The organism is Gemmatimonadaceae bacterium, from assembly GCA_016720905.1.
In the GTDB taxonomy this organism is placed as follows: Bacteria; Gemmatimonadota; Gemmatimonadetes; order Gemmatimonadales; family Gemmatimonadaceae; genus Gemmatimonas.
Genome location: JADKJT010000017.1, coordinates 67265 through 91291, shown reverse-complemented (window position 1 = coordinate 91291; position 24027 = coordinate 67265). Strand labels below are relative to the sequence as shown.

At 64.7% G+C, this 24027-nt stretch carries 15 protein-coding genes; 4 read left to right on the top strand and 11 right to left on the bottom strand.

Translation table 11 applies throughout. From position 1 onward, the window contains the following. Positions 1-87: 87 nt before the first annotated feature. Positions 88-2343 carry a S9 family peptidase gene (locus tag IPP90_14290; protein MBL0171862.1) on the bottom strand — a complete coding sequence of 752 codons (2256 nt, stop codon included), beginning with the start codon at positions 2341-2343 and terminating at the stop codon, positions 88-90. A gap of 418 nt (positions 2344-2761) precedes the next feature. Between IPP90_14290 and IPP90_14285 the strand changes: the two genes are divergently transcribed. Next, positions 2762-3076, top strand: coding sequence for a helix-hairpin-helix domain-containing protein (locus IPP90_14285; protein ID MBL0171861.1), 315 nt, complete (start codon positions 2762-2764; stop codon positions 3074-3076). Here the strand turns inward: IPP90_14285 and IPP90_14280 are convergent. Genes IPP90_14280 through IPP90_14260 form a run of 5 tightly spaced genes read right to left on the bottom strand, consistent with a single transcriptional unit; the run spans position 3073 to position 7545 of the window. Continuing rightward, complete coding sequence (locus IPP90_14280; protein ID MBL0171860.1) at positions 3073-3495, bottom strand: M28 family peptidase; 423 nt, start codon at positions 3493-3495, stop codon at positions 3073-3075. The genes IPP90_14285 and IPP90_14280 overlap by 4 nt on opposite strands. Then, positions 3492-4031 (bottom strand): M28 family peptidase, encoded by a 540-nt coding sequence (locus IPP90_14275; GenBank protein MBL0171859.1) that lies wholly within the window; start codon positions 4029-4031, stop codon positions 3492-3494. The genes IPP90_14280 and IPP90_14275 overlap by 4 nt, the downstream gene beginning before the upstream one ends. 39 nt (positions 4032-4070) lie before the next feature. Then, positions 4071-5471, bottom strand: a complete 1401-nt coding sequence (locus tag IPP90_14270; GenBank protein MBL0171858.1) for a DUF4403 family protein — start codon at positions 5469-5471, stop codon at positions 4071-4073. Next, complete coding sequence (locus tag IPP90_14265) at positions 5468-6202, bottom strand: SDR family NAD(P)-dependent oxidoreductase (GenBank protein MBL0171857.1); 735 nt, start codon at positions 6200-6202, stop codon at positions 5468-5470. The genes IPP90_14270 and IPP90_14265 overlap by 4 nt, the downstream gene beginning before the upstream one ends. Then, positions 6202-7545 carry a threonine synthase gene (locus IPP90_14260; GenBank protein ID MBL0171856.1) on the bottom strand — a complete coding sequence of 448 codons (1344 nt, stop codon included), beginning with the start codon at positions 7543-7545 and terminating at the stop codon, positions 6202-6204. The genes IPP90_14265 and IPP90_14260 overlap by 1 nt, the downstream gene beginning before the upstream one ends. Positions 7546-7747: 202 nt before the next feature. Here IPP90_14260 and glgP point away from each other — a divergent pair, with 202 nt between their 5' ends. Genes glgP through IPP90_14245 form a run of 3 tightly spaced genes read left to right on the top strand, consistent with a single transcriptional unit; the run spans position 7748 to position 13281 of the window. Beyond that, a complete protein-coding gene (gene glgP / locus IPP90_14255) occupies positions 7748-9940 on the top strand; it encodes an alpha-glucan family phosphorylase (GenBank protein MBL0171855.1) in 2193 nt (730 codons plus the stop codon). Between the two features lie 30 nt (positions 9941-9970). Further along, positions 9971-11488, top strand: coding sequence for a glycogen synthase (locus IPP90_14250; protein ID MBL0171854.1), 1518 nt, complete (start codon positions 9971-9973; stop codon positions 11486-11488). Positions 11489-11490: 2 nt separating this feature from the next. Further along, the gene (locus IPP90_14245; GenBank protein ID MBL0171853.1) at positions 11491-13281 is read left to right on the top strand and encodes a DUF3536 domain-containing protein; all 1791 of its coding nucleotides are present in this window, start codon (positions 11491-11493) and stop codon (positions 13279-13281) included. Between the two features lie 55 nt (positions 13282-13336). Here IPP90_14245 and IPP90_14240 read toward each other — a convergent pair whose 3' ends face one another. From IPP90_14240 to IPP90_14220, 5 genes are all read right to left on the bottom strand, one after another. Then, the gene (locus tag IPP90_14240; GenBank protein MBL0171852.1) at positions 13337-18070 is read right to left on the bottom strand and encodes a 2-oxoacid:acceptor oxidoreductase family protein; all 4734 of its coding nucleotides are present in this window, start codon (positions 18068-18070) and stop codon (positions 13337-13339) included. A 100-nt stretch (positions 18071-18170) separates the two neighbouring features. Next, positions 18171-20156, bottom strand: coding sequence for a carboxypeptidase regulatory-like domain-containing protein (locus IPP90_14235; GenBank protein ID MBL0171851.1), 1986 nt, complete (start codon positions 20154-20156; stop codon positions 18171-18173). Continuing rightward, the gene (locus IPP90_14230) at positions 20096-20578 is read right to left on the bottom strand and encodes a carboxypeptidase regulatory-like domain-containing protein (GenBank protein ID MBL0171850.1); all 483 of its coding nucleotides are present in this window, start codon (positions 20576-20578) and stop codon (positions 20096-20098) included. Before IPP90_14230 ends, IPP90_14235 begins: the two co-directional genes overlap by 61 nt. Positions 20579-20624: 46 nt before the next feature. Further along, the gene (locus tag IPP90_14225; protein MBL0171849.1) at positions 20625-22820 is read right to left on the bottom strand and encodes a TonB-dependent receptor; all 2196 of its coding nucleotides are present in this window, start codon (positions 22818-22820) and stop codon (positions 20625-20627) included. A 13-nt stretch (positions 22821-22833) separates the two neighbouring features. Then, complete coding sequence (locus IPP90_14220) at positions 22834-23913, bottom strand: HmuY family protein (GenBank protein MBL0171848.1); 1080 nt, start codon at positions 23911-23913, stop codon at positions 22834-22836. Positions 23914-24027 lie beyond the last annotated feature (114 nt).

The window sequence follows — 24027 nt, the reverse complement described above, 5'->3', positions numbered from 1 at the left end:
TGCCCCCCCTTCGGCAAGCCAAGGGTGAAACGACAGCGGGAGAGAACCGATGTCCGGCTCTCTCCCGTCTCCCGTCTGCCGTCTCCCCTACTGCACCACCCCCGGCTTGGCGCCCTGCAACCAGTACCCGAACCATTGCCGGATACGCCCCAGCCGATCAACCAGCAACCACGGCTCGCCCGTGCGACTCAGGTCATGATTCGAGCGAGGGTAGCGCACCATCTCCACCGGCACCCCCTGCTTCTTCAGTGACATGAACCACATCTCGGCGTTCCCCATCGGCGTGCGGAAGTCTTCTTCACTTTGCACCATGAGCATCGGCGTTTTCACCTTCTGCACATAGCGGATCGGCGACAGCGTGTCGTACAACTTCTGGTTGTCCCACGGCTTGCCGTAGAATTCAAACTCGGTCAGCCCCTGCGCATCACTGGAACCGTACCAGTACGTCCAATCGGTAATCGTGCGATCGGTCTCGATGGCCTTGAACCGATTGGTGCGCGTGGCAATCCAGGTGGTCATGAAGCCACCGTACGAGCCGCCGGTGGCACCCATCTTCGTGCTGTCCACGTCCGGACGCGCGGCGACGATATCGACGGCCTTCATCAAGTCCTGATAATCCTCCAGCCCCCAGCGCCCGCGCGTGCTGTACGTGAACGGCGCGCCGTAGCCACTGGACCCACGGGGATTGGTGAACAGCACGAACAGGCCTTGCGCGGCAAGATTCTGGAATTCATCAAACCAGCCTTCGCCGTACGCCGAGTGCGGACCGCCGTGAATGTAGATCACCATCGGATACTTCTTGCCCGGCTCATAGCCGTATGGCTTCATCAACCAGCTTTCGATTTCGAGGTTCCCGACGCTCTTGTAGGTGAACCGTTCCGCATCGCTCCAGACGACATCCGCGTTCACTTCGTCGTTGAAGTGAGTGAGTTGACGTTCCTCCGACCCATCGTGCCTGGCGACAAACAACTCGGTCGGCTTGTTCATCGACGTTGCCACGAACGCCACGGTCCTGCCTTCCGCGTCGAAGGACATGCCGCGAAGCTGGCGGCGTCCCTTGACGACTTCAGTGGGCGTCGCCTTGCCGCCGCCGTCCGCTTCGAGAATCGCCGTTCGTCCACCGATCTCGGCGCTGAGCATCAGACGGCCATTCGACAGCCAGTCGATGTTGGACGGCTCGTACGGCCAGTCACCAATGATGTTGCGCGGCACGCCGCCCGTGGCGTCCACCATGTAGATGCGCGCCGACTTGGTGCGACCGGGACGCCCGATGAACGCCAGTCGCTTGCTGTCAGCCGACCACGCCAAATCGGATTCCGCACCCATCCACTCCGCCACCTTGCGCGGTGTGCCGCCGGTTGCCGGCATGACATAGATGTCCGCCTCGTTGCGCTCCGTCTCGTCGCGGACCTTGTTGTACGGCAACTTCGCCAGCGAATCGCGCTCCAGATCAACCACCGAGTCGGCACGCAGTTTGGCGTCCGCAATGAAGGCAACCCACTGTCCATCCGGCGAAACCGTTGGCGAGCGATGGGAGTACGTGGCGTTCGTCAGCATCGTGCGCGCGGTGTCGCCCATGGACTGACGCCAGACCTGCTGGGGACGCCATGTGCGCGCCGTGGCCCGTCCAGGCACAAAGCCCGCCCCGTTCACCTTGTACGACATGTCGACCACGTGACGACCATCGAAACGCGTGGGGTCGGCCGGACGCGTGATTCCATCGAACGGCGGCTTGGCCATCGGTTGCATGCGGGCAAACGGATCCGCTGCGTTTCGCGCCGGAGGATCCTGGCGCGCGGGACCAGCCGAAATGGCGAACGTCTGGTGGCTCGGCATCGAACCCTCGGCATACCCATCCACCTGGATCGCTTCGCCGCCAGGCTCGTCCAGACGAATGGCCCAGGTGTTTCCGCGGCCACCGGGACGCTGCGACGTGAAGAACAGATACTTGCCATCATGCGACCAACGGGGGTTCGAACTCTCGGTGCTCGGCGACGTCCAGCGCTGCGGGTCACCTCCGGCGCTGTTGACCACCCAGACCTCGCTATGACGACGATTCTCCGACTCGACCGCGCGCGTCACGGTCATCGCGATACGCTTTCCGTCGGGCGACACCATGGGCGTGCTCACATTCGCCACCCGATACCAGTCAGCGAGCATCATCGCGCGCGGCCCCTTGGGGAGCCGCGTGGGGCTCATCGGCGCGTCCGCCGGCACCACGGCGCCGCCGCGTCCCCCGCCGCGCTGCGCAAGCGCGGTGGCAGGGACGGCGCCCCACGGTGCGGCAGCCAGAGCGACAATCAGTGCAAGGTGCAACGGGCGACGAATGACCTGAACAGTCATGAAAGATTCTCTCGGCAGTGAGGAGAATGGACGATAATGCCGCTCTTGCGTTGAGCGCCAGCGGCCCCTACCATCACGGTGTTCGCGGAGGAGCGACGCGGACGAGAAGAAGACAGAGTACCTAGTACTTGGTACTCAGTACTCAGTACTTGGTACTTTTCCCCGCAGGACCTCTCGGTATCCCGCCCGATGTCCCACCATTTTTCTCAGGAGGTGATCATTTGTTCGATTCCCGTACCTACGCCGGCTCGGCCTGGGCAAACGATCTCCTGATCGCCACCCGGTAACCCGGGTTCCGGATCGAGCGTCGTCTCGAGCCGGCTAGGACTGTCCTTCATTGGACACGCAGCAGGAAGGGCCGTCGCGCAGGATGCGGCGGCCCTTCGTGTCTCACCACCAGTCAACGCGGGAAACACCGATGTCTGTACGACGCTCGGCCAAGGCCACCACCGCGCAAGACGCACGCGTGTTTACGGATATTCCCAACATCGGGCCGTCCATTGCCGGTGACTTGGCACTGCTCGGCTTCGGATCACCCGCACAACTCGCCGGTCAGGATCCGTACGCGCTCTACGATCGCTTGTGCGCGCTGACACAATGTCGGCAGGATCCCTGCGTCGCCGACGTCTTCATCGCCGCAGTACGGTTCATGGAAGGGGCGCCTCCGCATCCGTGGTGGCACTATACCGCCGAACGGAAGCGCACGTTCAAGGCGCGCGAAGGCGTGTCTTAGCGCCCCGGCACTGATTTGAGGGGCAGGCCATCAATGCGCGCATCCGCTTCGCGTACCAATCGATGGGCAAAGTCCACCGCGCCACGGTAGAACACCGGATCGACCTTGTCTGCGTCGTCGCCGCTCTTGTGATAGTCGACGTGATCTTCAACGCCGAGATACAGGAACGGAATGCCCTTGCCGTGAAACGCCGCATGATCCGACGAGTTGGTCCAGTCGTCGCCGGGTTTCAGGTCCTTGGTATCATGTCCGAACCGAATGGGAATCGCCGCTGCGTTCGCGGCCGCCTCGGCCATCGGCTTGAACGCCGGATTGTGCGACGTGCCCGATACCCACAGCGCCTTGCCGTCCTGACGCGCCACCATGTCGAGACTGATGTCGAGTGCCATCTTTTCCAGTGGAATCATTCCCGACGTCACGAAGGTGCGGGAGCCGTGCATCCCCCTTCCTCGTTGTCAAAGAACGCCAGGATCACGTCATGTTGCGGCGGGTCCTTGAGCAGGCGTTCCGCGATGGTCAGGAGCGCCACACACCCCGACGCATCGTCGTCAGCTCCGTTGAACACCTGTCCGTTGCGCACCCCCAGATGATCGTAGTGCGCACTCAACACGATCACCGGTCCGTCGCGACGTGTGCCCGGAATGCGGGCAATCACATTGGCGCCACTGGTGTCGCTTCCGGCGCGTGCCGGCAGCGTGACCGCCTGTTCGAATGATGTTCCTACGGGATTCGCCCCCATCGCCGTCAGTTCGCCGATAATCCACTGGCGCGCGCGCTTCGATCCGGGGGTGCCTGCACGACGCCCCTCCATGGAATCGGCCGACAACGCGGACAGCCGCGCCATCAAGCGCGTCGTCTGCGCATCCGCCGCCTGTGCCCCCGCCGGTGGAGCGATCAGCACGCCAATCGCGCTGAGCCCCACCGTCGCGAGCCACATCATGTTTCGAGCGAACATAGGACACTTCCAGTTAGCGGGTGAACCCGACGCGTGACATCACTGAATCCATACACCCGACGTGCCCGTGAGTCGCGCTCGCACCACGAATGCCGTCGCGTTCGACGTGACCCCGACAATCTGCACGTTGCTGACGCTGCTGCCCATGACCACGCCCGGCCCGACCGGACCATTGAGCTTGAACATCAGTTCCGCGCGAACCGAATCGAGTTGCGCGCCAAGCGGGATGCGTCCGCCCAGCGTGGCTCTCCGTACCGCGCGCGCGACCAGCGGCGCACCAAGCGTCGCCTTGACGCGCGAAAGAATGCCCTGACTCTCCAATGACCACTCCAGATTGTCGAGTCGCAACTCGCGTGATGCCGCATCCCACCGAAGACGCGAGCCGAGATTCAGTCGACCGCGCAGACTGCCCGACACATCGAGGTCGATCGAGACGCTGTCGCCGGTGCCGCGCACCTGCACACTATCGACATGGACCCCGCCCCCAACCGTTTCTGCCGACAACAACACGCTCGCTCGGCGCGCTACATCCTCGAACGGCAATTCGACACTCACGGGCACCGAGAACTGCGCAGGGGCTTCCCCAAGCGCCAATGCCGGCAGGGCGCGAAAACGTGTGGCCGGACGTCGGCCGCTGACGACGCGCGGTCGCGCATACAGCACCAACGACGTCGTGATGCTGGGCCCGGTGCCCACCAATGGTGTCACACGGACGGCCTCGGGTTCCATCAACAGCCAGAGTGTCCCCATGGAATCCAGTGCCGTTGGCTCCAGGAAACTTCGCCACAATGAATCGGCCAACGGTTTGAAATCCGCGACTCGCGGAATCGTGGTGTCCGCTTCCGCCGCAAAGTCGTGTAGTTGTCGATCCAACAGGTCATGCAGCGCGCGCGTGGCGTTCATGCCCACCAACGTCACGAGACACTGATCGAGCAGGGTGGCTGTCAGCTTGGTATCACGGGCGCCCACCCGCCAGTCACGCCGCCAGTACAGCGACGTCGACATTGTCAGCAATGCCCGTCGCGCCTGCTCGGGTGGATACCCACAACTGGCGAACCGGGCGCCGCCCAACATGCCCATCTGCGCGCGATAGGACAGGCGCGTATCGATCTGCAGGCGATCGGCCGTGGTCCGAAGGGTCAGCGAATCCCGTCGATACACATACTGATGACAGAAGAGTCCCCCGACGGCCGTGCACTGGGGCGCATTCAGCGAATCCCTGATGGGGAAGAGCGAATCGAGGGCCGGACGCAGACTGCGCAACACGTACGTGACCTGCACGGGGATGACCGCCAACGTGCCGGCGGCATCCGGCGGCATCGCAACGGGTGGGGGATCTTCGCCGACCGGCGTGTTCTTTGCGCAGGCCAGCGCCCACACACCAACGGCAGCGCCCCACCATGTACGGCTGGCGAACCGCCGCGGCGCCACAACCGTCACCAAGGACGTTCGGCCCCGGTGTAATCGAGATAGGCACCACTCCGCTCACGGGCCAGACGATCGGTGATGGAAAGCAACCCCAGCGCCGCTTCATCCATCGGAATCCGAAAGGCCGGTTCATCCGGAATCGCCGCATAATCGCCCGGATTACCCAGGCACACCGTGATGCCGTGTTCGGAAAGGTCATTGGCCAACGCGCGCGTCAGCATGTGCAGTGCGGCCGCACTGGCGCTGCTCGCGTACTCGCCACCGGCCGTCTTGTTGGCGAGCGATCCCAGACCGGTGGTGACCATCAGGACCCGCGCGCCATCGCCGGTGGACAGCCACGGCAACAGGGTCCGCACCAGCAGCACGGGCGCCACCGCGTGGCGGCGATAGTGCTCGACCAAACCAGTTCCCGACATCGTGGACAGCGACTCATCGCGCGCAGCGTCGCTCACGCGTTCGTGGGCGCCCGCTTCCGCCGGCGCAATCACCAGCAGATCCAGCGACGACGTAAGCGCTTCGAGCACCGGAATGGCCTCCGCCACCGACGCCGCGTCGGCCGGGTCGAGTGCCAGCAACTCGAGTCCGGGAAACTCGGCACGCAGATCGGCCAGCACCGGTATGCGAGCCGGATTTCTCGACGCCGCATACACCTTGTCGCCGCGCAACAAGCTTTGTCGAACAAGCTCGATGCCCAGTGGTCGTCCGGCGCCCGTCACCAGCGTTCGTCGGGGAGACGGCGACATCATGCGGAGGGTCCCGCGGGTGTCAGGTGCGCCAGCACGCGCGCCACGGCGCGCACATCGGCGTCGATCTCGATGGGTCGGTTGGCCAGCGCGAAATCGTCGCGTTGATGCAAGTCTACCAGCATACCGGGATCCTTGAGAATATGCCCCGTCAACACGGCCACCACCCGATGGGCTGACGTGATCACTCCATCCTGCACCAGGCGTCGCACACCCGCAATGCTGGCGGCGCTCGCTGGTTCGCACCCGACGCCGGAGGCATCAATGGTGATCTTCGCCGCCACGATCTCCTCATCAGTGCACGACAGGACCATGCCGTTGGTTTCGCGGATCGCCCGCACCGCGCGATCCCACGACGCCGGATCGCCGATGCGGATGGCGGTGGCGATCGTATCGGCCACGACTGTGTGCCGGGTGGCAAACCCTTCGCGAAAGCTCCGGGCGAATGGGGCGGCCCCGGCGGCCTGAACGGCGACCAGTCGTGGCAGACGATCGATGAGGCCCAGCGCGAGTGCCTCTCGCAGTGCTTTCCCGAACGCCGCGGTGTTACCCAGATTGCCGGCCGGCAGCACAATGAAATCCGGTGCCTGCCAGTCGAGCTGCTGCAACAGTTCGAGCACGATGGTCTTCTGCCCTTCCACGCGCCACGGATTGATTGAGTTGAGCAGGTAGATCCCCAAGTCGCGCGCGGCCTCCTGCACGAGGCGGAGACAGGCATCGAAATCGCCACGAACCATCAGGGTCCGTGCGCCGTATCCCAGGGTTTGCGCCAACTTGCCGAGGGCGATCTTGCCGGCGGGGACAAACACCAGTCCGGGAATGCCGGCCTGTGCCGCGTACGAGGCCAGTGACGCGGAGGTGTTTCCCGTGGACGCACAGGCCACGGCCGTTGCGCCGAGTCGCACCGCTTGCGTCACGCCAACCGTCATCCCCCGATCCTTGAACGACCCGGTGGGGTTGTGTCCTTCGTGCTTGACACGCAGCCCCTCCACGCCAACGAAGCGATCGATCGTTCCGCGAGTGATCAGCGGGGTGTTGCCTTCCGGATGACTGACGATCGCCGAACCAGCGCCGGGCATGACCAGCGACTCGAAACGCCAGACGCCGGAGGGCGACCCGAGTGGTCGCGCGCAGCAGTGCTGCGAAAAGCCGGCACGCAGCGTCGCGGCGTCCAGCGTCTGGCCCTTGGCGTCGCAGGGCGGTGCGTGCACAATGTCCAGCAGCCCACCGCACGACGGGCATGCCGGCGATGCGTCGAGCGCGCCACACGTCGCTCCGCACCGTGCACAACGTTGTATACTGGCGTCGCCGGGGGCGAGGAACAGGTCGGAGGCAGTGGTCATACCGGACACAGTTTAACACGCGATCCGTTTCATCGACGACTCGCCTCGCAAACGATTGCGCGGCAGCCCGCCATGGGCCGGGGGAATCCGGCGTTTTGTGGTGTCCTTTTGGTGGACACGGCCGTCTGAAAGTACATACGTTTATCTTCGTCTCATCGGTGGTGGCCGATCCGTGGCGCCACGCTCCCTGCACTACCGCCCAATGACCGCAACAGCCACCGCCCACTCGCCAACCCCCACCTCAGTCAGCGCCTTCCAGTCGCTGCCGCCACGCATCGCCGGACTCACCCAGTTGGCGAGGAATCTCGCGTGGAGCTGGAATCGCGACGCCCGCGCACTGTTTCGCGAAGTCGACGAGGCGCTGTGGAATCGGCTGCGCCACAACCCGATTGTCCTGTTGCAGGAGGTCGCGCCCGAGCGTCTGGCCGCACTGGCCACGGATGCGGGATTCTGCGCGCGCTACGATCGCCTGATCGCGTGGCTCAAGGCCGAGGAATCCGACGAGCACACCTGGTACGCGCGGACGTTTCCCGAACTGCGGGGCAAGCCCGTCGCGTACTTCTGCGCGGAATTCGGGGTGCACAATTCGGTGCCGATCTACTCCGGTGGTCTTGGCGTCCTTGCCGGTGATCACCTCAAGACGGCGTCGGATCTGGGTGTACCCGTGGTGGCAGTGGGCATCCTGTACCGTCACGGTTACTTCGATCAGCGAATTCGCACCGACGGCTGGCAGGAGAACTCCGCCGACACGATTTCGTTCGATCAGGTGCCGATCGTGCCGATCCCGGGTCCCGACGGTGCGCGTCACCTGGTAACCGTGAACACCTTTGGACGCGACGTGCACATTCGTGTGTGGCGCATGCAGGTCGGGCGGGTGCCGGTCTACCTGTTGGACTCTGATCTCGACGAGAACCACGTCGACGATCGGCCGCTGCTGTCGAGCCTCTATTCGGGCGGACCCGCCCTGCGATTGCGCCAGGAGTGGCTGTTGGGTGTCGGCGGCGTGCGCGCGCTGCGCGCGCTGGGCGTCGCCCCGGCGGCGTGGCACGCCAACGAAGGGCATGCCGCCTTCATGATGGTCGAACGTGTCCGCGAACTCTGCGAGAGCGGCCTGTCGTACGCCGAGGCCGTCAAGCAGGTACGCTCGTGCAGTGTCTTCACCACGCATACCCCAGTCCCCGCCGGTCACGACCAATTCGCCGTCAGCGATGTGCGCGAATGCGCCGGCGGAACGAACAACGGCATGTGGCTGGCCATGGGTATCGACGTCGAGGCATTCCTGCGCATTGGCTATCACCCGGAGGCCGGCGCCGGGATGTTCCACATGACCGCCGCCTCCATTCGCCTGTCGCGTCGGGTGAACGCGGTGGCGCGTCGTCACGGCGTCGTCTCCCGTGAACTGTGCAAACCGCTGTGGCCGGGGCGAACCGCCGACAGCATCCCCGTGGGGCACGTCACGAATGGCGTGCATCTCGCGACGTGGATGGCCAACCCCATCATGCAGCTGCTCGACCGCCAACTGGGCCCGCAGTGGGGCCACGCCAACGATCCGGCACTCTGGGAACAGGTGCTGCTGCTTGATGACGACCAGCTCTGGGGCACGCACCTGCGGTTGAAGCACATCCTGATGCGACTGGTGCGTGATGAGGCCCGGCGGTCGTTCGCGCAGCGCACGATGGAAACCGTGCAGTTGGTCGGCGCCGGGACCCTGCTCGATCCACATGTGCTGACCATCGGATTCGCGCGTCGGTTTGCGACCTACAAACGGGCCGACCTGATTTTTCGCGACGTGGAGCGACTGCGCAAGCTGGTCACCAACACGTCGCGCCCCGTGCAAATCGTCTTTGCCGGCAAGGCGCACCCGGCGGACAATCCCGGCAAGCAGATTCTGCAGAACGTCTACCAATTCACGCGCGATCCGCAATTCGAGGGACGCATCGCGTTCGTCGAAGACTACGGCATGCATCTCGCCCATTTGTTGGTGCAGGGTGTCGATGTCTGGATGAACCTGCCGCGGGTGCCGATGGAGGCCTCCGGAACCAGCGGCATGAAGGCGGGTCTGAACGGTGTGCCGCACCTGTCTACGATCGACGGGTGGTGGGAGGAGGGCTATGAGGGCAACAATGGCTGGGCCATCCCGGCCGCCGTCGATTCGGACGATGCCAATGGGACCGTTGAGCGCCTGTATACGCTGCTGGAGCAGGAAGTGGTGCCGCGCTTCTATGAGCGCGACGCGCTCGACCTGCCCCGCCGCTGGATCCTCACCATGAAGCACGCGATGCGTGTCGCCGGGCAGCAGTTCACCGCGCGTCGCATGGTGGAGCAATATGCCCGCGCGTACTACGCGCCCAGCATTCTTGGCGACGTCCTGCCCGACGATCCGCCAACCGCCTGACCGTCGTTCATACTCTGCCGTCACGATTTCATGACTTCCCCGGCAATGCCCACGCCGAACTTCAGTCCGCCGGTGCCATCATCGACGAGCAGCGACGCGCCCACCATAGTGCACCTGACGTCCGAGTACAGTCCGTTTGCGCGGAGCGGCGGACTGGCCGAGGCCGTCATGGGATTGGCGAACTATCAGGTGCGCTCGGGCGCCACGGTCGTGGTCTTTGTGCCGCTGTATCGCACGGTCCGCGATTTTGCACCCGATCTCGCGCCCCTCGGTCGGCCCATCCGGATTGATCTCGGGTTCCAAGGGGAAGAAGTGCGGTTCTTCCGCGAGGTGCATCCGTCGCCGGGCCCCAAGGTGGTTTTTGTGGACATCCCCGAGTATTTCAACCGCCTCGGGTTGTATGGCGAGGGCGGTCGGGATTACGCCGACAATGCACGCCGGTTTGCCCTGTTTTCGCGAGCCGTGCTCGATGCCATTCCGCGCCTGATTGCCGGACCCCTGCTGATTCATGCGCACGATTGGCACACGTCGCTGGCGCTCATGTACATGCGCTCCTATGCCGGACTGCGCGAACGCTATCTCAGCACGCCGACGGTGCTGTCCGTGCACAATGCGGGCTATCAGGGGCATTTCCCGTCGTCGCAGTTGAACGAGTGCGGCATTCCGCCGGAACTCTTCACATTCCGGCACGTCGAGTGGTACGACAAGATCAATTTTCTCAAGGCCGGACTGACGTTCGCCGACATGGTCGTCACCGTCAGTCCCACCCACGCCTCGGAACTGCGCACGCCCGGCGGCGGATTTGGCCTGCAGGAGGTCTTTCAGTGGTTGGGAGACCGTTTCACCGGCATCATCAACGGCATCGACCAATCGGTGTGGGATCCCGCGCACGACGATCAGATCACGGCCAACTACACGCGCGACGACCCGACCACCAACAAAGCCAAGTGCAAGGCGGCGCTGCAGCGCTCCTTTGGGCTGCCACAGCGTCGTCGCACCCCGCTGTTCGGCATGACCGGACGCATGGTGACGCAGAAGGGTCTCGATCTCATTCTCAATTCGCACCTCGTGCGAAACCTCGATGCCCAGTTCGTCTTCCTGGGCGCCGGTGAAAGCCGTTACGAGCGCGCGCTGCTGCAACTGGCGGCCGCACGCCCGCGTCACGTCGGCGTGCAACTCGACTTCACCGACCGGCTGGAACACCGCCTGATGGCGGGCGCCGACATGTTCCTCATGCCGTCGCAGTATGAACCGTGCGGACTCACGCAGATGCGCGCCCAGCGGTACGGGGCGTTGCCAATCGGTCGACGCGTGGGGGGGATTGCGGATACCGTCGACGACGACGTGACCGGATTTCTCTTCGACGAATACACCGCCGGCGCCATGGACTGGGCGATATCGCGCGCGTTGGTGCGCTTCTCCGATCCGGCCAGCTGGGAGCCGCGCATGGCCACCGCGATGCATCGCGACTTCGGGTGGGAACGAACGGCGGAACGCTACGCGCACCTGTACCGCCGCGCGCGCGCGATCGCCAGGCACCGCGGCTGACCGTGCATCACGTCGTCGTTCACGCGCACTGCTACCAGCCACCGCGGGAAGATCCCTGGCTGGAAACCGTGGAAACCGAACCGTCGGCCGCGCCGGATCACGACTGGAACGCGCGCATCGATCGGGAGTGCTACGCACGACTGGCGCAGGCCGAGGTCCGTCAGCGTCATGCGGGCGCGACGGTCGGCGATCCCGATGCGCCGTCGGGCATTGCGCGTCTGGTCAACTTGTATGCCTGGTGCACCTTCGATGTCGGTGCCACGCTCTGCGAATGGCTGGAGCGCGAAGCGCCCGACACGCTGCGCGCGATGATCGACGGCGACGCGGCCAGCGTACGCCGATGGGGGCATGGCAATGCCATCGCGGCACCGTATCACCATGTGATTCTTCCGCTGGCCTCGCTGCGCGACCGTCGCACCGAAGTGCGATGGGGGATCGCGGATTTTCAGCGGCGCTTTGGTCGCACGCCCGAAGGCATGTGGCTCCCGGAATGCGCGGCGGATGACGAGACACTCGACGTGCTGGCGCAGGAAGGCATCCGGTTCACCATTCTGGCGCCATACCAGGTGCAGACGGCCGGTGAGACCCACGGGCTGCCAGTGCGCTGGCGCGGAGCCCACGGCCGAACCCTCACGATCCTGCCGTACGATGGCGGACTGGCTGGTGAGGTGGCGTTCGGCGGATTGCTGCGCAACCCGACAGCGCTCGCGCAACGACTGGCCCCCGCCATTGCCGATGGGCAGCCACGCTGTACCACGCTCGCCACCGACGGCGAAACGTTTGGTCATCACCACAAGAACGGCGACCGGACCCTGGCGTTGGCCATGGCCCTGATTGCCCAGCGCCCCGATGCGCGACTGATCAACGCGGCGGCGATGGTCGCGATGCACGCTCCGACACAGGACGCGCACCTGGTCTCGCCGTCCTCGTGGAGTTGCGCGCACGGGATCGAGCGCTGGCGCAGCAACTGCGGTTGTCGCATTGACCACGGCAAGCCGGCGGCCCAGCAATGGCGAGGCCCGCTGCGCGAGGCCCTTTCGGCCCTCGCGCAGCAGAGTGACGCGCTGTTTGAACAGGAAGGACGTTCCCTGTTTGCGGACGACCCGTGGCATGTGCGTGATGCCTACGGGACCGTCGTGGCGACGGACGGTGCGCCGTTGCGACGCTTCGTGCGCGGCCAGACCCGGGCAGACCTCGACGCGGTCGGCGTGCAGCGTGCGCAGCAACTGCTCGAGATGCAGCGGGCCACGCTGCGGCTGTTCACGTCCTGCGCGTGGTTCTTCGACGAGGTGGAGCGCATTGAGACGCGGCAGGTGCTGCGCTACGCAGCGCGCGTGTTGGAGTTGTCAGGGTTCGCAGCCCAGTTGGAACCGGAACTGATCCAGGGACTGGATCGGGCGCGGGCCGGCCCGGATTTGTTATCGGCGGGCGCGCTGTTCGTGCGCGACGCCGCGCCCTATCAGCACGCGGCCTGGCGAATCGCGGCCGGCGCCATGGCGATGGTCGCCGCCGGCTATCCCTGCCCGCAGGTGGCGGCGTATGACATCACGCACGCGCCGTCGCCGTCCGCCGCCTTCCCGCACGCCACGACGCTTGTCCATCGGCGCACCGGCCGCGTGAGCCGGGTGATCGGCCGTGTCACCGGCCTGGGTCCGTCACGGTGCGTCACCGTGAAAGATGCTGCGGCAGACATGCACGACGAGCGGGTTGTCGCCGTGCACGAAATGCCGGAATCCATTGCCACCGTCCTGCTGCGCGCCCACGTCCTGGATGATGCCGCGCTGACCGGCTGACGCGCTGACCGGCTGACGCGCTGACCGGCTGACGCGCGTGAGGCGCTGCGGGCGTTTAGTGCACGGCCGCCAATTCCGCCGACACGCGCTCCCGCACGTTGGCCTTCGCATCCGACACCGACAGCTCGCCCTTGTCGATCTTCGCGAGGAAGGACTTCTGGGCAAGGTAGTCCTTGTTGGTCACGCCGGCCTTGCTCTGCAGCATGCGCCACGCCTTGCGGCGCTCGACGGCAAACAACACCATCTGTCGCGACACCGCGTAGAACTTGAAGGCGCCACCGGTCTCAACCTTGATATAGCATCCGAAGTTCGGCACAAAGCTGCGGTGCGCCTTGTCGAACACCCGCCGGTGAATCACGTCATCCTGCGTGACGAAGTACAGCATGTCATCAAACGGCGTCAACGTCGCGGCGTCGGCCTCCGTGATGGCCTTGAGGTGCTTGCGGAAGCGGCCTTCCGTGAGGGCCCAGTGCCCGACGCCAAAGCTGTACTCCTCGCCGGTGCTGGCGTATTTCGTGCGCCACCAATCGCGGTCGATGCTCGGGTTGCCCTTGAGATCAAACGCCTCCTGCGACGTTTCCCCGCGACGCGGATTGAACACGAATTCCGGCATGCCACGCGCGTCGCGCACCATCTTCGCCTGATCGGCGCTCATGTTGTCGCCGACGCCATGTTCGGGCTGACACGTGGTGTAGCTCTGGAAGAACGCGGTGCCCCGGTACTCCAGCCCCTCGATGAGCGCCTTGTAGAGCTTCGCGGCGTTGGCCATGGACACCTGCGCCACATACGGCGACCCGTGTCCGCTGGTGAACGCCTCGGCCACATTCTTCTTCTCGATCAGCTTGCCCTGGGACGCCACGCCGAACTGGTTCATGTCATAGCCACCCAGCATCGTGGACGAATCGGAGTTCTGTCCGCCGGTGTTGGAATACACCTGCGTGTCGAGCATCATGATCTTCACGTTCGGCCGATTCTGCAGGATCACCTTGGACACATTCTGGAAGCCGATATCGCCCAGGGCGCCGTCGCCGCCAACCACCCAGATCTTCGGGAGCTCGCGGATTTCCTGCTCGGTCATCAGCGCGTCGTCCAGATGCGTCAGCGTGAAGTAGTCCTCCTCGGTCATCACGCGCTCGGTCCGGTCGAGCAGCGCATCCGCCAGCCGCTCCGGTGACACCGACCGGTTCGCATGCGCCACAATCACCGATTCCGCCATCAGCCAGGAAATGGTCGCACCGTCCTGAAACAGGGAGTTCATCCACGGATACGGATGCGGATTGCCCGGCGGCGTGGATCCGTACACCGTGTTGCAGCCGGTGCTGGCACCCATCATCATCACGGACATGCCGTTGGCGCGACGGCCGTCCACCGACTGCAACTCCTTGTGGTTGAAGGCGTCCTGATTGAGCACCGCCACCAGCCCGTGCACGAGCTGTTCGTCGGTGATCGCGCCGTGCGTCGCCTCATAGTCGGCAATGCGCTGCGCCGTGTCGGCATCGTTTTCACCGCCCAGTCCGACAATCACATGCGCGAACGTGGTGCGGAACAGGCGATACTCGGCGTCACTGCGCGCCTTGAGCGCCGCCAGCTTGTCTGCGCCTTCCGCGGCCAGGCGCACGGCCTTGGCTCGCAGGCGATCGGCCTTCTTGTGATAGAGCGGGCGCATGTACGCCTCGGTCACGCTGGCGACCGATCGCAGGATGCTCTTCTCACCGCACCCGGCGCACGCGCCGTCACCGGACACCAGCGCCTCGTAATTACGCCGCACCATGAGGTGATTGCGCAGCGTCGCGTCACGTGAGCCGGCAATGTCGTCGTCGTTGTACAGTCCGAGATACTTCTGCGGCGTGTCGGGCAGCAACCGGGAGAACACCTGCGCGGTGGTGAGGTCGGCGTTCAGTTCCTCGGTCTCGCGTGTCATGCGCAGCGCATCGTGGTCACCGCACACCTGCACGCACTCGCCGCACCCCTTGCAGAGATCCGACACAAAAATGGAGAACAGCCCGCCGGCGCCCGGCGACTTGGTCTCGACGGTGCGGAAGATGGCGGGAACATTGCTGTACGACATCGGCAGCTTGTCGATGATGCCCGTGAATTCGGCCTTGGCGTGGTCAGAGACCGACGTGAGCGCCGTGACTTCGTCGCGGATGATGTCCTTGAACGGCACGTTGCTCTTCGCCTTGACCGACTCGTTCATCTTCACGCGGGCGCGCTGCTCGATGCCCGACAGTTCGCTCACCAACGCGCGACGCTCGGCCGTATCCGTGACGTAGTTGTTGACCGCCGTGCGCAGGACGGTCGTGACCTCCTGCGCCGTGTTGGGCAGCGCCGTATCGGGACAGACCGAAATGCACTCCATGCACTGCGTGCAGTTCTCCGCGATGTACACCGGCGTTTCGCGGCGGGCCACGTACTTGGACTGGGTCGCACCGGTTCCCGCACCCATCACGCCAACCGACGCCAGGGCGCTGGCGGGTTGGTGATACTCGAGACCGGCGCGGAACTCCGAATCGAACTTCGCAATGGTCTGAAACGGGGCGCGCGCCAATTGCGTGACCGGCATCGGGACGCCGCCACCGCCACAGGAGCCGCACCCGGCCGTGGGCGGGAAATAATGGTCCCCGATGGGCGCCAGTAGCGGATTGCGCATCGAGGAACGATCGGGCTCGTCTTCCCGACCGATCGTGATTTCCGTGACCCCGGCAAATCCTTCGTTCATCACGGTCATGTTCGACGTGACCACGGCATCGCCGAACCGGGCGAACTTCTTGACATACTGCTTGTGCACCACGTCCTGGAACTGCGCCTCGGAAATCCCGAACGTCTTCAGGAACGGCGAGACACGGAAGAACGCGCCGAGAAAGGAATTGCCCTGCATCCGCAACTGCAGTTCGGTCTGATCGGTGGCTTTCCGCGCAATGTCAAATCCCGGCAGGATAAACACCCGGATGTTGTTGTCCCGCACGAACTGGCGGTGCTTCGCCGGAATGCGTTGCCAGGCGACATCAGGGGCTTCGCTGGATTCCCACACCAGCGAACCACCGCGCTTCAGCCCTTCCAGCGGATTCGTATGCGTGAAGGCCTTCGGATCGCAGCACAGCACCACGTCCACATGGTTCAGTTCGCAGTTCACCTTGATCTGCGACGGCGCCACGGTCAGATAATAGTTCGTGGGCGCGCCCTTCTTCTCCGATCCGTACTTCGGATTCGCCATCACGAACAGCTTCTCGGTGAGCGTCCCGTCCTCCTCGTAAGTGGGCGTCTGCTCGGAAATGAACTGACCGAAGTCGCCGATGATCGACCCGAGATTCTTTCCCGTGGTGATCATGCCCCACCCGCCAATCGAGTGGAACCGCACGGCGATGGCGCCGTCCGGCAGCAGCGAGGGCGTATCCTTGCTGATCACCGCATACGGATGATCGACGCCGAGCACAAAGAACGTCTCGCCGTCGTCGGCGCCGCGGCCGTCAGTACGGCGCGACACTCCCGTGGCAAACTCATACGCGCCAATGGTGTGCTCAGGCCGGAAGTCGCGCGAACCAATGCCATACGCGCCACGGAACAGCCGCGGCGTCTCGGCGGGGGTGAGCGCCGCGTGCGCGCCGCCGAATTTCGTGACCTCGTTGGCCTTGCCCAACGCGACGCGGATGTCGCGCGCGAGCGGGTTGTCGCCGGCCAGTCCTTCGTCGGTGCGTTCGAGAATGATGACGTTCTTCTTCCCGCGCAGCGCGTTGACGACGGCGTCTTCGGGAAAGGGGCGAATCACGTTGATGTGGATCGAGCCGACCTTGGCGTTGCGCTGGTCGCGCAGGTAATCGCACGCCGCCTCGATATTCTCGGCGGCACATCCCAGGGAGACGAACACCGTCTCCGCGTCGTCGGTCTTGTACTCGCTGACGAAGCCGTAGTGACGTCCCGTGAGTCTCCCGAATTCCTCATAGGCCTCCCCGAGCATCGGCAGGATATGCTCGTTGAAGTTGTTCCGGCGCGCCACCACACCGTTCATGTGGTGTTCCTGGTTCTGCACAGGACCCAGCAGCACCGGATTCTTGAGATCCATCATCTGCGGGACACGGCGGCGCATCGGCCCGAAGAGCTCGCGTTGCGCGGGGGTGGGACTCTCGATCTGATCGTCAGACCCCCCCAGATACTCGCGGAGGAATTCCGCCTCCGGCGCGAGATACATCCGCTCACTGTGGGTGGTGAGCATGCCGTCCTGAATGTTCATGCCGGGATTGAGCGCCAGTTCAGCGACCTTCCGCAGGATGATGCTCTGATCAGCGGCCTGCTGGGCGTCGCGCGCCATCAGCATGGTCCAGCCGGTGTCGAGCGCCGAGTAGATATCGTCGTGGCCGCAATGGACGTTCAGCGCATGCTTGGTGAGTGCACGGGCGCCCACCTGCAGCACCATCGTGGAGAGCTTGCCCGGCGCGTGATAGTACTGCTCCATCGCATACACGAGGCCCTGCCCCGAGGTGAAATTCACCGTGCGCCGACCGGTGACGGCGTAGGCCGTGGCCCCCCCCTGCGCGGCGTGCTCACCCTCGGTTTCGGCCGCCACCTTCTGCTGACCCCAGACATTCAACTCCCCCGATGCGAAGGAGGCCTGATAGATCTCGCCCCCCTCGGTCGACGGCGTGATCGGGTAGAAGACACCACCTTCGGTGACGCGTGTCTCGACGTATTGCGTAACGAGCTGATTTCCGCTGCAGGTGACCCGGATGCCGGGGTACTTGGGCTTCGTACGCGCGGCAGTGGAGGCACTAGGGCGCAGATCGGCTGGAGGCATATCAGGGCTGGACGCGAAAGGTTTTCGTGGGACCGCGAATGACCGTCCGGAACGATGTGCGCGGGGCGCGCAGGGCGCTACCGGTCAGGCCTCCGGCAGGCTATTTCGTCCAGATCGCGATCAACCCGCAGTAGCGCTCCTCGCCCTCCCCCCCGTACTCGAGAGGCACTCGCGCGCTTCCCGCGAAGACCTCAATCCCAAAAATCTCAGTGGGTGGAGGGAGCAGCGCCAGATTCGGGCGCCCGGTCTGGACGATGCCGTCGATCGCCACGCGGGGCCAGCAGAGGATGGTCGACATGCGCGATGACTTGGCATAGATGTAGCCGGCGCTGTCGAGGACTTGCAGCGATGGAACGCGGGTCAGCAACTGCCATGTGCTGGCCGGTCGCCGCCGTTCGATGTCCGCTGCAGAAAGTGATGTCGTGGCGTCGCCGCGCGCTTGACGGCGCTCGAAATCACTGTGCCGTGCGTTGACCGGCCGGTCACCCACCACGCGTACCGCCGAGAGTCGAGGCACGGACGACCCCTCGAGGACGATGGGAATCGTGTTCTCGCCGCGGTCCACGTCGGCGGTGACAGTGCCCGAGGCGAATCCCACCTTGCGCACATCCACCGTGAGCATACCCGGTGACCCGAGCCTCGCAACGGCGCGCCCCAGTGAATCGGAGCGCAAGCGCTGTGGTACACCGTTCGCCGCCGTGACAACCACCAGGACCTCAGGCACGGGACGCGACAGGCTGTCCATCACGCTGACGGTGACAATGGCTTCCCCGCCGTCGCGCGCCATCGCCGGCCCATCCACCGCGCGTGCCACCACGCGCAACGATCCGAAGCGTGCGCCCGTGGCCAGACGTGTCGACGCTCGCCCTTCCCCGACACTTGACTGCACGCGTACCAGCACACCCACCTCCCGCGGCACGTCGCACAGCTGCCACAGACCCAGACTATCCGTTTGCGTCGAGACCGATTGATCGCTCCACATGACCCGATCGCTGACCACCGCAATCTGTCGTTGCCAGGACACCCGGACTGATGCCCCGGCCGCGGGCATAGCGGCGGAGTCCACGACAACGCCGCGGACATGCGTGCCGAGCGCGGTGCCGGACTCCGTACCACACACACGGCGCAACAAGGTGATCGCATCGGGCAACAGCACCGTCACTTCGCGCACGTCGTCAACGCGCACCGTGACGTCGACCGGATCGGACAACACGCCCAGCGAATCCATGAGCGGCGTCTGTGCACGGAGACGATACTGCCCTGGCAGGATCGGCGTGAGCCGTCCGCGACCGTCGGTGTCGGTCAGGAGTTCATAGTCCGAACCATCCAGTGTGATACGCGTGTCGGCGCGCGACAGCGTTGAATCGGACGACGACACACGAACCACCAGCGATGCGCCGCGCCCGACGTACAGGGTGCTGTCGGCACGCTCCACCCGCGACACCTCGCCACCCACCATGCGCACAGCCTGCAGGGTCGTCGCTGACGCCGTGACGGTCACACCGCGTCGCCGCATGGTGGTTGGAGCTGTCAGCATGAGTTGCGGCATGCGAATGCTCCATCGTTGCACCAGCCACGAGCCCGACGCCAATCGCAGGAATTCCACCAGACCGCCCGGCCGTGCCCGTTCGGCGATGGCGGGCAGGTTGGTGTATCGATACTCCAGTCTCCGCAGCTCGCTGCTCGCGCGGTCAATCCAGAAGGTGCCTTCAATGTCGCTCACCCGGCGGCGCTCGCGGGACGGGCGGAATGCCACACCAATCTCATTCGGTTGGTCCGGACCCGCCGGCTCCACATGGAAACAGTGCAGCGACGCGAACGAATCGGACAGCAGCACGTCGGCATCCGGTGCGTGAAAAACGGTGCCGTCATCCTGATCCACGACGTATCCCTGGTCCGCCAATTCGCTCCACGACGCACTGCGAAAGGCGTGCGTGGTGGCCGAGCGGGTCGAGCGAATGCGCTGGGCGCGCACAAAGCGCGCGGTGGTGTCCAGCGTCCGCTCGTATTCAATCCACTCGGCGATCAGGGGCGCCGACGCGTCGGACAGTTCCGACGCCAACAGGCCTTGCGCGCTTCTTCCCACACCGCGGCCACCAACGCCCCGTCGCTGCGATCGCCGCGACAGATGTCTTCACTGCGAACGGAGACCGTAGGCAAGGTGACGGGCGCGCTGGTCAGTACCACATGCAGTGCCGTCGTGCCGGTGTCCCGAACAGCAATGCCGGTAATGATGGTTGGCTGAAAGCCGACGCGCAGCATACGCGCGCGATACGTGCCCGTTGACGTCAGGGGGAGCCGAAAATCACCACGGCCATCGGACAATGTCCGACCAACGACGGCTCCCGCCGCATTCTCGAGTACCACAATGACACCGCTTGCCGGCGTGGTGCCATGGCGTTGGACGACCACGCCACGCACGCCCTGCGCCGACAGCATCGTCACGGCCAGACCGCTCAACAGCAGCGTCGCGCCAAGGCCACCGAGGACCGATCCGAGTATGCGCACACCTCGACAATCCCACCCGGTGTGTGCGACGTCAAGGGCCGCCGCGCTACGGCTGGTCCACCCAGTGGACCCGTACTCCCACATAGACTTGACGCGCAAACGCCGGCGTCCACAGCGCCGGTTGCTGATTGAACGCGTTATTGACGCCAACCGACAATTCCGCCCGGGTGGTCATCATCAGCCGAAGCTGTCCGTCAACCGACAAGAGCGCGCCTTGTCGCCCGATGATCCCCGATTCCGTGGAGAACGGTCCGGTGATCGGTGCGCCGATCGGGATGCCGATGAGCGGCGCGTTGCCCGTGTATCGCACGGACAGATCGGACGACAGGCCTCGACGCACGCGCCATTCGCGCGCGGCGGTGAAGCGCGCCGTATGCGAGGCGCGGCGACTGAGGGGAAGTCCGGTGCCCAGATCCCGCGCGCGCAGGAAGTCGTACCCCAGTGTGAAGGCGGTGGCCTGCCATGACCATCGCGCCGCCGTCTCCACGCCTTGTGTTCGCGCTCGCGCCACGTTGACGTTGGCATACACCTGATAGCCGGCGGCGTTGTTGCCTTGGAAACGCCAGTCAATCAGCCCGTCGACGTCATTGCGATACCCTTCCACGTCGATGGACACGGTGGCGGACGGCGCCCAGGTGCCGCCGAGCGTGCTGCTCCAGGACGTTTCCGGTTGCAGGTTCGGATTGCCAACCAGCGTATAGCCGCCGGCGGGATTGAAGAACGTGTAGCGAATCTCCTTGAAGCCTGGGGCGCGAAATCCACGCGCCACGTTGCCGCGCATCCGCACGACGCTGGCCACTTGCCAGGCGAGTCCAACCGACGGATTGGTGGAGCTGCCCCAGAGCGAACTGGCCGTATGACGCGCGCCGGCCGTCAGCAGCACGGGGCCCACGGTCCACTGATCGCGGGCGAACACTTCATTCACGTTGTCGCGCGCGCTATCGCCGTCCACCTTGGCGGGCGCCACCAACGTGCGCGCCGAATGCTGCACGCCGATGTCCACGGTGTGGGCCGCGAGCGACCGCGTATAGGACAGCAGGTATCGTCCCTGTCGCTCCTGCTGTCGCAGCGAATCGGCCGAGCCGCGAATCGGCAAGGCGCCGCGCGACTGGCGATACTCGTAGGCAAATCGCTGCTCGAAGGCCCTCGCTCTCACACTGCCACCGCCGACGGAGCCTGACAATTCGAGAAATCCCTGTCCCCCGTGATTGTCGATGAATCCGTTGAACTGTGCGTCTACGGGAAAACGCTGCCGTTCCTGCGCACCCTGCAGATCGAGCCGCATCGTCCACCGATCGCTCACCGCATATCGCAGGTCGCTCCGCACGTCGTACAGCCGATTGAAGGTGGACCCGATCGCATTGTAGCCCGTCAGTCGATCCGACTGGCGCCATCCACCAGTGAACCGATAGCCCAGCCGGCCCAACTGCTGACTCGCGCCAACGGTTGCTTCCTGTCGTCCCAGTTCACCGGTACGGAGCTGACCATCCAGCGACAGACGTGCTGATGGTGCCGCCTGCACCACATTGATCACGCCGCCCAGTGCATCGCTTCCGAACTCCACGCTTGATGGGCCTTTGGTGACTTCGATGCGCTCGGTGGCCAGGGTGGACAATCGACCGATGTCGCGGCTGTCCACCAGCGAACCGGCCACCGGCTCGCCATCCACCAGCACCAGCACCCGCGAATTATCAAAGCCGCGAATGGAGATCGATGTCTTTGACGGCGGCGCCGGCAACTCCTGCAGGCCGGGTATCTGCCGCAGCAGCTGACTTGCCGACACGGCGGCCGTTGCGGCAATCGCCCGCTGATCGAGCACCGTCACGCTGCGCGGTGATTCGCTGGCCCGAATCACTCGTTGGCCGACGGTGGTGGTGAAGACCGGCAGAACGGTAGGCAGCGGTTCCAGTGTCACCGACAGCGAATCGTCCGAAACCACCAGGCGCCGCTGACGAAAGCCCAGGGCGCGCACGGACACCGTGTCGCCGATGCTGGCGACGAGCCGAAAGCGACCTCCTTCGTCAGTGCGCGTGCGGGCGTTGGTGCGCAACACCTGCAACTCGGCGGCAAGAATTCCCACCCGATCGCCTCGGCCAAGCACCACGCCGCGGATCGTGCTGACGCGCTCGGTGGCGGCTGGTGTCGTCTGGGCACCCGCCGACGATATCGGGATCACGATGAGCGCGATCGCGATGCGGGTGCCAATCACCGTCGCCATCTGGACGCCCCTTCGCCTCGTCATCTGGCGCACCGTATTACCGAATGCGCGCGTAGCGAATCGTGGGGAATCCGGCCACGCCGGTGTTGCTGTAGTAGTCGGTGACCTGGACCTTGTACGTCTTCACGCCGGAACGCACCAGGTAGGTGTTGAAAGAGGCGTGCAGGCGATCGTTGCCGGTCAGGTTATATCGGAATGGTGCACTCTTGTCGGTCACCGAATTCGGGATGGGTCCGACCAGCTGGGCCAGATACGCGGCGTACTGTGGCGCGTCGCTGGCCGCCGTGGCGTTGGCAAATGTCGGGGAGGAGGCACCGGGATAGCTGCCCACACCGCACACCGTGTTGACGGTAATGGCCAGTTGGTTTGCCGCCGGGTTGAACTGGAAATCCCAATTGCAGCCACTGGGAGATGCCACAACCCCGTTCGTCACGAGGCTGACGGCGGTGGTCTGACCTGCGGGCGTCAGTGTCAAGGTCTGTGGCGCGCCAAGCGTCGAGCCACTCTGCACGCGGGATTCCAGAGTAAGCGACTGCACCTGGAACTGCGGGGTGAAGGCGATGGCCGTGGCCCGCAGCAAGGCAAATGAGCCGTTCGCCAGTCGCACCTTCCAGTACGCCGCCGCATTGGCGGACGGCACGCCGCTGAGATTCAGGAATCCCTGCCGGTTCTCCGTCAGGCGATCAGTCTGGAACTGATCGTCGGGCGGGATCTGCGCATCACGCACCAGGTTGAACGCGTCGAGTGTCGCCGCCGGAGTGAAGGCCAGCACCTGCGCGTCGCTGGCCGCCTTGTTGTTGTCCAACGGAAAACCAAGCACGTTCTTGCTGCCGGACCCGGCGATCGCGGGGCTGTTCAGTCGAAGCTCATAGCGCCGAAACGCCAGATCCCAGTCGGCCGATCTGGCCACCAGCCCGCCGGTCGCGAAGCTGAAGTACACCAGTGTATCGGAGCTGCTGGCATTGAGCGGACCGTACGTCACGATCTGGTTGATCGCCGGCTCGGGGATTTGGCCGTTGGGCCCGGTCGGATTGGCTTCAGATTCTGAACAGGCCGCCGAAGCGACTACCAGCAGAGGGAGCGCTGCCCGAAAGTACTGACGCATGATCGAAGACATGGACACTCGTCCGGAGATGGTGGCAAGGCGCGTGGCGTCAAACCATGCCACGCAGATGCTGTTCTCCGGAGGCTAGCGGCTGTACCGGTGTCGCACGATCCGTACTTGTGCCCA